10 protein-coding genes are annotated in these 13700 nt (G+C 73.3%); 5 read left to right on the plus strand and 5 right to left on the minus strand.

All coding sequences use genetic code 11. The features are described 5' to 3' along the window. The first annotated feature begins 230 nt into the window (after positions 1 to 230). The 3 genes from D7147_RS12165 to D7147_RS12175 all read left to right on the plus strand — a co-directional run bounded on the left by D7147_RS12165 (position 231) and on the right by D7147_RS12175 (position 4918). Complete coding sequence (locus D7147_RS12165; RefSeq protein ID WP_120676907.1) at positions 231 to 1451, plus strand: thiolase family protein; 1221 nt, start codon at positions 231 to 233, stop codon at positions 1449 to 1451. Beyond that, entirely contained in the window at positions 1448 to 3517 is a 2070-nt protein-coding gene (locus D7147_RS12170) for a 3-hydroxyacyl-CoA dehydrogenase NAD-binding domain-containing protein (protein WP_120676909.1), read from the plus strand. The genes D7147_RS12165 and D7147_RS12170 overlap by 4 nt, the downstream gene beginning before the upstream one ends. A gap of 183 nt (positions 3518 to 3700) precedes the next feature. Further along, positions 3701 to 4918, plus strand: a complete 1218-nt coding sequence (locus D7147_RS12175) for a hypothetical protein (RefSeq protein ID WP_120676911.1) — start codon at positions 3701 to 3703, stop codon at positions 4916 to 4918. A gap of 156 nt (positions 4919 to 5074) precedes the next feature. Here D7147_RS12175 and D7147_RS12180 read toward each other — a convergent pair whose 3' ends face one another. From D7147_RS12180 to D7147_RS12190, 3 genes are all read right to left on the minus strand, one after another. Beyond that, a complete protein-coding gene (locus D7147_RS12180) occupies positions 5075 to 5491 on the minus strand; it encodes a VOC family protein (protein WP_120676913.1) in 417 nt (138 codons plus the stop codon). Between the two features lie 177 nt (positions 5492 to 5668). Beyond that, positions 5669 to 6916 carry a sensor histidine kinase gene (locus D7147_RS12185; RefSeq protein ID WP_120676915.1) on the minus strand — a complete coding sequence of 416 codons (1248 nt, stop codon included), beginning with the start codon at positions 6914 to 6916 and terminating at the stop codon, positions 5669 to 5671. Beyond that, positions 6913 to 7581, minus strand: coding sequence for a response regulator transcription factor (locus tag D7147_RS12190; protein WP_120676917.1), 669 nt, complete (start codon positions 7579 to 7581; stop codon positions 6913 to 6915). Before D7147_RS12190 ends, D7147_RS12185 begins: the two co-directional genes overlap by 4 nt. A gap of 217 nt (positions 7582 to 7798) precedes the next feature. Between D7147_RS12190 and D7147_RS12195 the strand changes: the two genes are divergently transcribed. Beyond that, the gene (locus D7147_RS12195) at positions 7799 to 9043 is read left to right on the plus strand and encodes a peptidase C39 family protein (protein WP_120676919.1); all 1245 of its coding nucleotides are present in this window, start codon (positions 7799 to 7801) and stop codon (positions 9041 to 9043) included. A gap of 28 nt (positions 9044 to 9071) precedes the next feature. On the opposite strand, the gene D7147_RS12200 is transcribed toward D7147_RS12195, so the two are convergent. Beyond that, complete coding sequence (locus tag D7147_RS12200; RefSeq protein WP_120676921.1) at positions 9072 to 10382, minus strand: outer membrane protein assembly factor BamB family protein; 1311 nt, start codon at positions 10380 to 10382, stop codon at positions 9072 to 9074. Then, entirely contained in the window at positions 10379 to 11686 is a 1308-nt protein-coding gene (locus D7147_RS12205) for an outer membrane protein assembly factor BamB family protein (RefSeq protein WP_120676922.1), read from the minus strand. Before D7147_RS12205 ends, D7147_RS12200 begins: the two co-directional genes overlap by 4 nt. Positions 11687 to 11767: 81 nt before the next feature. Here D7147_RS12205 and D7147_RS12210 point away from each other — a divergent pair, with 81 nt between their 5' ends. Then, complete coding sequence (locus D7147_RS12210) at positions 11768 to 13693, plus strand: hypothetical protein (protein ID WP_407663334.1); 1926 nt, start codon at positions 11768 to 11770, stop codon at positions 13691 to 13693. Positions 13694 to 13700: the final 7 nt, after the last annotated feature.

Genomic DNA, 13700 nt, shown 5'->3' on the forward strand with positions numbered 1-13700 from the left:
ACACCGACGCGTCGATCATGAGGTTGACGGGGAAGTTCGCGCCGACCTCCCCCGTCAACCTCATGATCGACTGGAGGCGCTCGGGTGTGGGGTGCGCCACACGGGGGGCGGTGTCGGGCTTGGTTACTGACAAGTAGCATCCGAGGAACACGCCCGTGCCGGCGACCCTTGTTTCGGTCCGTGCCGCCGCTGGGCGGCGAGGCCGAATCACGGTCGAAAAGGAGGCTCCAGTGCCCCGTGAAGTTCGGGATGTCGTCTTCGTCGACGGCGTCCGCACCCCGTTCGGCAAGGCGGGTGGCATGTACGCCAACACCCGCGCCGACGACCTCGTGATCCGCTGCATCCGAGAACTCCTGCGCCGCAACCCGCAGCTGCCTCCGGAGCGGGTCGAGGAGGTCGCGATCGCCGCCACCACCCAGATCGGCGACCAGGGCCTCACCATCGGCCGGACCGCCGCCCTGCTCGCCGGTCTGCCCAAGACGGTCCCCGGCCTCGCCATCGACCGGATGTGCGCCGGCGCGATGACCGCGGTGACCACTGTGGCCGGCGGCATCGCGATGGGCGCGTACGACGTGGCCATCGCCGGCGGCGTCGAGCACATGGGACGCCACCCGATGGGCGAGGGCGTCGACCCGAACCCCCGGATCCTCGCGGAGAAGCTGGTCGACCCGTCCGCGCTGGTCATGGGCGCCACCGCGGAGAACCTGCACGACCGGCTGCCGCACATCGGCAAGGAGCGCGTCGACGCCTTCGCGCTCGCCTCGCAGCAGAAGACCGCCAAGGCGTACGCCAACGGCAAGCTCCAGGACGACCTGGTGACCGTCGCGGTGCGCGACCCGGAGACCGGCTGGGGCCTGGCCACCGTCGACGAGGCTCCCCGGGAGACGTCGATGGAGAAGCTCGCCACGCTCAAGACCCCGTTCCGCCCGCACGGCAAGGTGACCGCCGGCAACGCGGCCGGTCTGAACGACGGGGCGACCGCAAGCCTGATCGCCGCCGAGGAGATGGCCCGTGAGCTGGGTCTGCCGATCGCCATGCGGCTCGTGTCGTACGGCTTCGTCGGGGTGGAGCCCGAGGTGATGGGGTACGGCCCGATCCCGTCGACCGAGAAGGCGCTGCGCATCGCGGGCCTGACCATCGACGACATCGGCCTCTTCGAGCTGAACGAGGCCTTCGCCGTGCAGGTGCTCGCGTTCCTCGACCACTACGGCATCGCCGACGACGACCCTCGGGTCAACCAGTGGGGCGGCGCGATCGCCGTCGGCCACCCGCTCGCCTCCTCGGGTATCCGCCTGATGACCCAGCTCGCCCGGCAGTTCGCCGAGCACCCCGAGGTCCGCTACGGCCTCACCGTGATGTGCGTCGGCATCGGCATGGGCGGCACGGTGATCTGGGAGAACCCGCACTGGACGGAGTCCGGCAAGCCGGCTCAGGGGGAGGGCAACAAGTGAGCGCGCTCGCCGCACCGAACGAGGTCGTCACCCGGGCGCTGCTGCGGGAGGTGGCCGTACCGGGGCTGGACCGCCCGGCGGCCCTGATCACCCTCGACAACGGCTTCGACCACACCAAGCCGAACACGTTCGGCCCGGGCGGGCTGACCAGCCTGGACGAGGCGATCACCGCGGCGCTCGCCGCCGACCCGGCGTTTCTCGCGGTCACCGGCAAGCCGTACGTCTTCAGCGTCGGCGCGGACCTCACCGGCCTGCCGCTGCTCGCCGACCGGGAGCAGGCCCTGGAGATCGGCCGGCTCGGCCACCGGGTCTTCGCCCGGCTCAAGGAGAGCAGCGTGCCCACGTTCGCGTTCGTCAACGGCGCGGCGATGGGCGGCGGCCTGGAGCTGGCGTTGCACTGCCACTACCGGACGCTCTCCGGCGGCGCGGCGGCGCTCGCCCTGCCCGAGGTCTCGCTCGGCCTGGTACCCGGCTGGGGCGGCACCCAGCTGCTGCCGAACCTGATCGGTATTCCGGCGGCGACCCAGGTGATCATCCAGAACCCGCTGATGCAGAACCGGATGCTGAAGCCGAAGCAGGCCGCGGAGATGGGCATCGCGGACGTCCTGCTGGAGCCGGCCGACTTCCTGGAGCGCTCGCTGGAGTGGGCCGCCGGGGTGGTACGCGGGCAGATCACCGTCGTCCGGCCCGAGGTGGACCGGGACATGTGGGCCGGGGTGCTCTACTTCGCCCGGCAGACCCTCGACCAGCGGCTGCACAACGCGGTTCCCGCCGCGTACAAGGCGCTGGACCTGCTCGACACGGCGAAGGACACCGACTTCGCCACCGGCACCGCCGCCGAGGACGAGGCGCTGGCCGACCTCATCTTCTCCGAGGAGCTGCGCAGCGGCCTGTACGCGTTCGACCTGGTGCAGCGGCGGGCCAAGCGCCCGGCCGGCGCGCCGGACAAGAGCCTGGCCCGTCCGGTCACGAAGGTCGGCATCGTCGGCGCCGGCCTGATGGCGAGCCAGCTCGCGCTGCTCTTCGCCCGCCGGCTGCAGGTGCCGGTGGTGATGACCGACCTCGACCAGGCCCGGGTCGACAAGGGCGTCGGCTACGTCCACACCCAGATCGAGCAGCAGGTCACCAAGGGCCGGATGGACAAGGGCACCGCCGCCAAGCTGTACGGCCTGGTCAGCGGCTCGGTCGACAAGAGCGTCTTCGCCGACGCGGACTTCGTCATCGAGGCGGTCTTCGAGGACCTGGCCGTCAAGAAGCAGGTCTGGGCCGAGCTCGAGAAGATCGTCAAGCCGGAGGCGGTGCTGGCGACGAACACCTCGTCGCTCTCGGTCACCGCGATGGCCGAGGAGCTGGAGCATCCGGAGCGGGTGGTCGGTTTCCACTTCTTCAATCCGGTCGCGGTGCTGCCGCTGCTGGAGATCGTCCGCGGCGGGCGCACCGACGACGCCACGCTGGCCACCGCCTTCGCGGTCGGCAAGCAGCTGAGGAAGTCGTCGGTGCTGGTGAAGGACGCCCCGGCGTTCGTCGTCAACCGGCTGCTCACCCGCTTCCTCGGCACCGTCTTCGCCGCCGTGGACGCCGGCACCCCGCTGGACGTGGCGAACAGCGCGTTGGACCCGCTCGGCCTGCCGATGCGCCCCCTCGCCCTGCTCCAGTTGGTCGGCCCGGCGGTCGCGTACCACGTGGGCGGAACGCTGCACGCCGCGTTCCCGGACCGGTTCGGGGTCAGCGAGAACCTGAGGCGGATCGCCGACTCCGGCCAGCCGATCGTCGTCGACGACGAGGTGAATCCGGAGGTGGCGAAGCTGCTGGTGGTCGGCGACGCGCCGCTGACCGCGGAGCAGGTACGCCAGAACGCGCTGGACGCGCTGGCCCAGGAGATCCGGCTGATGCTCGACGAGGGCGTGGTGGCCGAGGCGCAGGACATCGACCTGTGCATGATCCTCGGTGCCGGCTGGCCGTTCCACCTGGGCGGCGTCACGCCGTACCTCGACCGGACCGGAACGTCGGAGCGGGTCACCGGCCGGCGCTTCCTGCCGCGTGGAGCAGCCGGCCTGCCCGCCTGATCCCGCCGCTCCCCCCGCAGAGCGCGGTGGCCGTGACCGTCCGATCCGGACGCCGGCCACCGCGCTCTGTCGTATCGCGCTAGGGAACCGTTGCGGCAGGTGACGGTCGGCCGTCCGGGGCAGCGACGGCGCGCGGGTGGTGGTTAACATCACCCGTCCGGCTCACTCACCTGGAGCTGCCCGATGTCGTATCCGCCGGCCGATCCGTACCCGCCACCGCCGGGGCGCGATCCCTACCCGCCGCCGGGTCCGCGTCCCGCTCGGCGGCAGGGTGGCCGCCCCGGCGATCAGCCGGGTCACCCGAGTGGCCGCCCAGCTCAGCAGGCCGGCGGTCAGCCGGGACGGGGCGGCTACCCGGGCGGCCCGCAGCGCGGCGGTCATCCGGAGACACCGCAGCGCGGCTACCCGCCGTCGCGGCCCGGCGAACAGTTCGCGGCACCGGGCGGCGGCTACCCGGAGAGTTACGCCGGCCCGCCGGCGGACGGTTACCGGCGGCAGCCGCAGCGGGCCCCTTACCCGGGCACTCCGCCGCCGGGCGACCGCCCGCCCCCGCGGCACGGCGACCACTCCGGACCGCCGGGCGGATACCCGGGCCGTCGCCCGGGCCCCCACACCGCCGACCACCCACCATCGGCCGGCTACCCAGAGCAGAGCGGCCACCCCCAGCAGAGCGGCCACCCCGAGGAGGGCGGCTACCCGCAGCGGGGCGGTTACGCCGAGACGCAGGCGGGCCCTCACCCGTCGCAGCGCGGCGAACCCGTCGCGCCCCGGACCGGTCCCCCGCCCGGGGATCCGGAGCCCGCCGCGCCCGGGCCGAAGAAGTCCCGCCCCCGCAAGGCCCTCCTCACCGTCGCCGCCGCGGTGCTGGTGTTCTGCCTCGGCGGCGGGGCCGCCACCTGGTTCGTCGTCAAGGACGACGCGGGCGGGAACGTCGAGGCGGCCCGCACGCGGGTGATCGCGCCGGAGACGCTCGCCGGCCGCCCCCGGATCGCCGACAAGGAGCTGCAGAGCGTCGCCGACCAGCTGGTCGCCGACATGAACAAGCGGGCGCAGGACCAGATCACGGGCACCGTCGGTGCCTTCTACGGCGACCCCGCGAAGCGGGAGCTGGCGATGATCGCGAGCGCGTCCGGGCTGATACCCGACCCGAAGCGGAAGCTCGATGACGCGATCGCCGAGATCTCCCCGGAGCTCACCGTCACCGAGACGGCGCCGGTGGATCCCGGCCCCCTCGGCGGTGAGGCCCGCTGCGGCGACGGCAAGGTCGACACCACACCGCTGGGCGTCTGTTTCTGGGCCGACCGGGGCAGCGTCGGTGCTGTCGTTATCTATTTCAAGTCCGCCGAGCAGATCACGGCCGAGTTCGTCACGATGCGCGGCGAGATCGAGCAGCGCTCCTGACCCGCCGACCGGCTGGCCCCGACCACCGTGGTGGCCGGGGCCAGCCGGATCAGGCCGGGCCAGCCGGATCAGGCCAGGCCAGCCGGATCAGGCCAGGCCAGCCGGATCAGGCCGGGACGAAGCCCGTGGGGCCCCGCGCCGACGACCGGGAGGGCGTCACGCCGGAATGGGCCCGGGCTCAGCCCCCGCAGCCGCCGAGGCCGCGCGTTCGGCGGCGCTGCGCACCACGCAGAACTCGTTCTCCTCCGGGTCGGCGAGCAGCACCCAGCCGGAGCCGTCGGGCCGCCGGTGGTCGGCGACCTGGGTCGCGCCGAGGCCGAGCAGCCGCTCGACCTCCTCGTCCCGGGTCCGGTCGGCCGGCTCCAGGTCGAGGTGGAGGCGGTTCTTCACCACCTTGCCCTCGGGCACGGCCAGGAAGAGCACCTCCGGGCCACCGGGCGGCAGCAGCATGGCCTCCGGGTCGCCCGGGAAGTCGTCGGGCTGGCGGGGGCAGTCGAAGACCTGGGCCCAGAACCCGGCCAGGGCGTAGGTGTCGCGGCAGTCGATGCTGATGTTGTGGATCCGTGCGCTCACGGTCGCTCCTTCGAGCTGGATGAACGCGCTCCGCGGTGCCGGAACAGTCAGCGGTGACCGGGGCGGGGCGCGGGACTGGTGATGGTGGACATCGAACGCACCCCCTCTCAACCGTCGGGCTGACGTCGACGACGACCTTTTCAGATCCGACGACGGCCGGCAACCCCCGACGGGCGGTCAGCGTCCGCTACCGGCGTCCGCCCCGCCCCGGCCGTCGCCGGACGCGGGGGTCGCCGGTACGGCGTCGGCCGAGGGCAGCCGTACCGTCACCTCAAGGCCACCGCCGGGCTGGGCGATCGCCTGCACGGTTCCGCCGTGCGCGTCGCAGACCGCCCGGACGATCGACAGTCCCAGCCCGGAGCCGCGCGCGCCGGTACGCTCCCTCCCACCACGCCGGAACGGCTCGAAGAGCCCGGGCACGTCCGCCGGATCCACCTCGAACCCGGTGTTGCCGACCACCAGCCAGGAGTTCTGCCCGTCCGTGCCGGTACGCACCCAGAGCCGCCCGTGCAGGTGGTTGTAGCGGACCGCGTTCTCGATCAGGTTGCCGGCCAGCCGGTCGAGCAGGCCCGGATCACCGGCGACGGAGGCGGGCTCCAGCGACGTCTGCACGCGCAGCCCGATCCGCTCCATCTCCCGGCGCATCGCCGAGAGCGCGTTGGCGGTCCCGCTCGCCAGGTCGCACTCGGTACGCCGGCCGAGCCGACGGCCGGCCTGGGCCTCGCTGCGGGCCAGTACCAGCAGCGCGTCGACCAGCCCGTTCGCCCGCTCCGAGGCGTCCCGCACGACGGTCGCCATCCGGCGGTACTCGGCGATGTCCGCCTCGTCGTCGCTGAGCGTGACGTCGATCTCGGTACGCATCACCGCGAGCGGCGTACGCAGCTCGTGCGAGGCGTTCGCCACGAAGCGTTTCTGTGTCTCGAACGAGGCGGCTATCCGGTCCAGCATCGCGTCGAACGTCTTCGCCAGCTCGGCCACCTCGTCGTCGGCGCCCGAGTAGCCGATGCGCTGGTCGAGGGTGGCCTCGCCGAGCCGCTGGGCGGTCGCGGTTACCTGGTGCAGCGGGCGCAGCGTACGGCCGGCCACGGCGTACGCGCCGGCCACGCCGATCACGCTGATCGCCAGCAGCGCCACCAGACCCTTGACCAGCAGCTCGCCGGAGGAGACGTCGACCAGTTGGCGCTGCCACTCACCGGCGTCCAGGGTCCGGCCGTCGGCGAGCACCACGGTGCTGCCGGGCAGCGGCTGGTCGGTCGGTCGCAGCGCGTCGCGGACCAGCAGCCAGGCGAGCAGCACGAGGATCGCCCCCGCGCCGACCAGCAGCACGCCGTTGAGCAGGGTGAGCCGCAGCCGCAGGGTCGGTCGCGGTCGCAGCCGTCGGCCCGCGCCGGCGCTGCCCGTCGCGGTGGCGGCGAGCCCGGTCATGCGACCCCCTCTGCGGTCCGGTAGCCGGCGCCCACCACCGTCTCGATGAGCGGCGGGTCGCCGAGCTTCTTGCGCAGGGTCATCACGGTGACCCGGACGATCGTGGTGAACGGGTCGGTGTTGGCGTCCCAGACCCGCTCCAGCAGCTCCTCGCTGGAGACCACCGCGCCGCGGGCCTTCAGCAGCTCGCGGAGCACACCGAACTCCTTGTTGGTCAGGTCGACGGGCACGCCGGCCCGGGTGGCGACGCGCCGGGCCGGGTCGAGCACCAGGTCGGCCAGGGCGAGCACCGGCGGGGCGGCCGGGGTGGCCCGCCGTCCCAGCGCCTGTACCCGGGCGACCAGTTCGTCGAAGGCGAACGGCTTCGGCAGGTAGTCGTCGGCGCCGAGTTGCAGGCCCTCCACCCGGTCCGCCACCGTTCCGCTGGCGGTGAGCATCAGCACCCGGGTCAGCGTGTCGGAGGCGGCCAGTTCGGCGCAGATCTGGTCGCCGTGCACCCCGGGCAGGTCCCGGTCGAGGACCACCACGTCGTAGCGGGTGACGAAGGCCAGTTCGTGCCCGGTGTCACCGTCGTAGGCGACGTCGACCGCCATGCCCCGTTTGCGCAACCCGCGCGCGATCGCGTCGGCGAGGTTGCGCTCGTCCTCCACCACCAGTACCCGCATGCCGCTCTCCTCGCTGCTGACCTCCCGACAATCTAGGGCCTGGCGCAAAAGGCAGGCCCGAGCGCCGCAGCTCCGGTGGCGGCAGGGCCCGGTGGCGCGGGGCGGGCGTCGACGATCGACCCGTCGCCCCGCACCGCCCGCCCGGGCCGCCGTTGCCGGGCGCCCTCGGCGTACGCGATGCTTCCGGCATGCGGCCACAGCGACGGACGGACGCGCCATGACCAGAGCAATCCCGCCCCGGCTCCGCGACATCGCCTACCGGGGGTTCCGCCTCCCCGCCGACGAGGCGGCCGGGGTCGCCGTGGGGCTGCGCGGCGACGCGGGCGGGCTGCGGATCGCCGAGCCGGCCGGCGTCCGGCCCGGTCCGGCGGGCGACGGGCGGCGGTACGAGTGGGGCAGCTGGACCGCGCCGCCGGTGCCCGTCGGCTTCCCCGTCGTCGAGGTCGTCCCGTCGTGGACCGCGCAGACCCCGGACGGCTGCTGGATCGAGGTGGAGCTGCGCGGCTGGCACGGGGACGGCCCGGCCACCGGCTGGTACGTACTGGGCCGCTGGGCGGCCGACGACCGGACGGTGCGCCGCGGCTCGGTGCCCGGCCAGCGCGACGGGGCCGCCCGGGTGGAGACCGACACGCTGGCCATCGGCGAGGCGACGGTGACCGGGTGGCAGCTGCGGGTGACGCTGCTGCGCCCGGCCGGCGGTGGATCCAGCCCGGTGTTGCGTACGGTCGGCGCCGTCGCCACCGGCCGGGCGGGGACGGCCGCACCGGCGGCGGAGACCTCACCCGGGGCCACCGGGAACGCTGCCGGCGGTCCGGGCTCGGGTGCGCGCGATGCGGACCGGCCCGGCGACGCCCGGGGCGTCGTGCTGGACGTGCCCCGGTACGCGCAGCGGCTGCACGGCGCGTACCCGCGGTGGGGTGGTGGGGGCGACTCCTGGTGCAGCCCCACCTGCACCTCGATGGTGCTCGCCTTCTGGGGCGTCGCCCCGCCCGCGCAGCGGTACGCCTGGGTCGACCCGCCCGGTCCCCGGCCGGTGGTGGTGCACGCCGCCCGACACTGCTACGACCACGCCTACGGCGGGGCCGGCAACTGGGCCTTCAACACCGCGTACGCCGGACTGCACGGGGTCGACGCCTTCGTCACCCGGCTGCGGTCGCTGGCCGAGGCGGAGGCGTTCATCGCGGCCGGTATCCCGCTGGTGGTCTCCGCCGCGTTCCGCGCGGGCGAGGTGCCGGGGTTGGCGTACGACACCCGCGGTCACCTGATCGTGCTGGTCGGCTTCACCTCGGACGGGGATCCGGTGCTCAACGACCCGTACGCCGAGAACGACGAGGCGGTGCGCCGGATCGTGCCGCGGGACCGGTTCGAGGCCGTCTGGCAGCGCGGCAGCGGCGGAATGGCCTACGTCATCCGCCCCGCGGAGGTGACGCTGCCGCCGCCACCCGCCCAGGCCAACTGGTGAGCGGCGCGCGGGTGACCGGCGGCGGGGGTCATGGCCTGAGCTGCCACAACCCGTACCCGCCGGTGGGCTTGCGGCACGCCAGCTGATAGCCGATGCTCTGGCACTCTCCGGTGGCCTCGCGCAGCACGTCGAGCGGTCGGGCCGTGCCGGTGGTGAGGTTCAGCTCGGCGACGAGGAGCCCACCACCCGGCTGCGGCCGGATGCCGATGACCGGGCCGTCGAGCCCGCTCGGCGGGACCATCTCCCAACGGCCCAGCTCGCCGCGGACCGCACCGGTGACCGGGTCGAGGACGTCGAGCTGCATCGCTCCGCCACTGTTCGCCCTGGTGGCCACCAACCCGTCGCGGCTCGACCAGGCGATCCAGCCGCGACCCGTCCAGAGTCGCCGCCCGGTGGCCGGGTCGATCGCCTGGAGCTCCTCGGAGCGGCCCTGGAAGCAGAGGACCGGCCCGCACTCCGACGCGTAGAAGGCTTCGCCCAGTTCGGTCCGCCAGCGCAGCCGCAATCCGTCCAGGTCGTACGCGGTGACCGTCGCGGGCCGGCCGGCGAGGGTGAGCAGCAGGTCCCCGATCACCTGCACGCCAAACTCAGGGCCGTCGGTCGGCGCGCCCGTCTCGCGGCGGTCGGTGGGGTTCCACAGGTCCGCCTCCGCCCGCACCGCTCCGGTGCTCGCGTCGCGCACCTCGACCCGACCGTCGGCGGTGCTCTGCACCAGCCGGTCGATCCCGGATTCGGTGGCCCGGAAGGTGAACTGCCCGCCCGGTGTCTGCGCCTGCCAGCGCACCCGGCCGCAGCAGCTGTCCACCACGCGCAGCGTCCGGCCCTGCTCCTCGTCGCCCGTCTCCAGCAGCAGACCGCCGCCACTGACCGGCAGCGGCGACCCCGGCTGCTGCCACCGGAACTTCCCGGTGGCGGGGTCCAGTGCGATGGTCACCGTGCCCGGCGGGTCGCCCGCGGTGGCCTCGTAGCCGGCGATCAGCAGCATCCCGTCCTGCATCGACATTCCCCAGTACCGGCCCTGCACCGGCAGCGGCACCTGCCAGAGCAGCTCGCCCCCGGGCAGCCGGTACGCGTCCAGCCGGCGCTGCGAACCGTTCAGGCCGGTAGGTTCGACCACCAGGTAGAGATCGTCGGCGATCCTCGCCTCGGCACCGAGGGCCGCCGGCAGGGCGACCATCTCGCGGCGCGGCAGCGGCGCCGCGGAGACCACTGTGGCCAGCACTACCAGGAAAACCAGCGCGACGCGGAGCGGCCGGCCGACGGAGCGCGGCGGTCGGGGCAACTCCTCCGGATCCCGCTCGTGCCGCAGCTCACCGAGATCGATCACACCGTCACTCACAACGACCACCGCCAGACGCCGAAGGACGTGCCGTCCATGCTCCGGCAGACCAGGGTCAGGCCCGGGCCGCTTCCGCAGTCGCTGCCCGCGCCCATAATCACGTCCATGGTCCGGACGTCGACGGCGGCGAGGTCCAGTCCGACGACGACCTGCCGGTTGCCGGTACGGCGTCGAATGCCGAGGAAGTGTTCCTCCTGCTCGCCCCTCGGATGCAGGTCGTTGGCGTTCAGCTCCGTGAGCTGCTCACCGGTCAGCGCGTCCAGCACCGCGTACCTGGTGACGGCCGTGCGGTCCGGAAGGAGGAGCAGCCTGTCCGCCCGTGCGGCGATCAGAACCGCCGGTTTCGGCGTATTCCACCGGATGACGCCTGTCGCCGGGTCGATCGCCCGGAGGCCGCTGCTCGTGCCGACGGCGCAGAGCAGTGGCCCGCAGCTCTCGATGAACGTCGACAGCGGCAGCGGCACACTCCAGCGTCGGCGCAGCCCCTCCAGGTCGTAGGCGGTCACCACGGCCGTCCGGCCCGCCAGGTTCAGCAGCAGGTCACCGACCACCTCGACGCGCTGGTCGCCGTCTCGCACGTCGAGACCGAGGTTCGCGCGGTGCAGTAGCGCGGCGTTCGCGGTGTCACGCACCTCGACGAATCCGTCGTCCCCGATCAGCACGAGCCGGTCGACCGCACCGTCGCGGAAGTGGTACCGCAACCCGTCCTCCCGGATGGGCACCGACCAGAGCGTCCGACCGGTGGCGACGTCAACTGCCCGAACGTCCGGGACGGAAGCGTTGAAATCACGTAGCACAAGCCGACCAGAGACGTCGAGGTCGCCGGTGCCCGGCTGCCGCCACCCGACTCTCCCGGTGCGGGTGTCCAGCATCGTCGTCTCGGGGAGAAAATCCACCTCCCTGCTACTGGTCAGCAGCAGCCGACCCCGGGATACCTGCACCCGCAAGAGGTGGTGCTCGGCCGGTAGTCGAGCCCGCCACCCCGGCTGGGGCCGCTGGACGACGCGAGTCGCCCGCTCGGGCAGCGGATAGGCGACGACCTCGACCGCGCCGTCCATCGTCCCCACCACCGGCGCCTCGACGAGGAGGAGATCACCCGCGAAGAACACTCGGGCGCCGGGCCCGCCGGGCACCACAGCCGCGATCCGGGTGGGTCCGGTCTGGTCGGCGGCGAGCAGCGTCAGCACGAGCAGCGAGGCGAGGGCCGTCCAGAGCGGACGCCGGGTCACCGGCGGCCGGGAACGGGTCGGGCGGACGTCCAGAGAGGGGCCCTCGCGCAGCTCACCTAGGTCGATGGTCGCCATCAGCGTTCTCCCGTCTCCCCCGCCTGGCGGCGCACGTCCGACAAACCGACCGCCGACGTGCCGGCCCGGCAAATACCCCAGATGCGGCCTGTACGATGGCGCGTCGTGGCCGTGCCGGTGATAGATCCCTCGCTGAAACCCCTAGCCGACAACGACCAGGCCGAGGTCGGCCAGTCGCGACCGAGCCGGCGTCGACCGGCGCGAGCCGACCTGATGGCCCTCGGAGCCTATGTGTTGCTCGGGGTTCTCGTCTGCCTCAACTACTGGGGGGACGTGCAGGGTCGGGTCTCCTCGCACCTGCCCACCGACCACAGCTGGTTCGAGTGGCTCTTCGCGCACGGCGCGTACTCGGTGCGGCACCTGGAGAACCCGCTCTTCACCATGCGGCAGAACGCCCCACTCGGGGTGAACATGATGGCGAACACCTCGCTGCTCGGGGTGACGTTGCCGTTGGCGCCGCTGACCATGCTGTTCGGCCCGCAGGTGATGTACGCCCTCTACCTCGGCGGGGCTCTCGCCGCCACCGCCGCGACGAGCTACTGGATGCTCTCCCGGCACCTGGTGCGTTCCCGCGCGGCGGCCTTCGCGGGTGGCGCCTTCCTCGGCTTCGCGCCCGGCATCGTGCACCACGCCAACGGTCAGCCCAACTTCGTCTCCAACTTCCTGCTCCCGCTGATCGTGTCGCGGGTGCTGCGGCTCGGCGAGCCGGGGCGGTGGCGGCGCAACGGTCTCGTGCTCGGCCTGCTGGTCGCGTACCAGATCTTCATCAACGAGGAGATGCTGCTGCTCACCGCGTTGGCGTGCCTGGTCGTCGTGGCCGCGTACGCGGTGCAGCGGCCGGCCGCCACCCGGGCCGTGGCCGGCACGTTCAGCGCGGCGCTCGGCGTCGCCGGCGGGGTGGCGCTGCTGCTCACCGCGTACCCGATCTGGTTCCAGTTCAACGGGCCGCAGTCCTACCGGGGCCTGCAGGGCGGGGTGTTCCACAACTGGGGCGAGGACCTGGCGGCGTTCGTCACCTTCCCCCGGGACACCCTGGCCGGCGATCCCGCCGTCGAGCAGACCATCGGGTTGACCGAGCAGAACTCCTGGTTCGGTTGGCCACTGGTGCTGGTCGCCGTCGTGGCCCTCGTGCTGTTGGTCCGCCGGTCGCTGGCGGCGCGGATCACGGCGGTGTTGGTGGTGCTCTTCACCGTCGCGGCGCTCGGCCCACGGATCCGGCTCGGCGGCGAGGAGACCACTGTCAACGGTCCGTGGGCCTACATCTCCGACGACCTGCCGCTGGTCGAGATGATGATGCCGACCCGGCTCGCCCTGGTGGTGACCGCCGCGGTCGGCGTGCTGATCGCGCTGGCCTGGGACGCGCTCACGCCGCGGCGCCGTCCGGTCGGCGCGCGGGTCCCGGCGCAGCGCACCGGCGGGCCCGAGACGGCGGAGGCGGCGGCCGGGCCGGCCCGGCCGGCCGGCCTGCGGGCCACCGCGCGGCGCTGGCTGCGCCCGGTGGGCTACGCCGCCATCACGCTCGCCCTGCTGCCGCTCGTCCCGCGCCCGCTGCCCGCGCAACCGGTGGAACCGCCGCCGCGCTTCGTCACCGCGGGCGGTTGGCGGCCGTACGTACCGGCCGGGCGGACCCTGGTCCCGGTGCCGATCCCGAGCAACGTGCACGGCCTGCCGACGCTGCGCTGGAGTGTTCTCAGCGGGCAGGAGTTCCCGATCCCGGCGGGCTACTTCATCGGGCCGAACGAGAAGGGTGAGGGGGTCTTCGGCGCACCCAACCGCCCCACCAGCACCCTCATCTACTCCACCATGGACGCCGGCAAGGTGCCCGTGCTCACCGAGGAGAACCGTCGGCAGGCCGTCGAGGATCTGCGCTGGTGGCGGGCCTCGGTGGTGGTGCTCGGCGCGCAGCCGAAGGAGGCCGTGCTGCGGGAGCTGATGACCGGCCTGCTCGGGCCGCCGCAGCGGGTCGACGACGTCTGGCTCTGGGACGTACGCCCGCTGGTGGACTGAGCACGGG

Origin of the sequence: Micromonospora musae, from assembly GCF_003626545.1 — a bacterium.
Taxonomy (GTDB): Bacteria; Actinomycetota; Actinomycetes; order Mycobacteriales; family Micromonosporaceae; genus Micromonospora; species Micromonospora musae.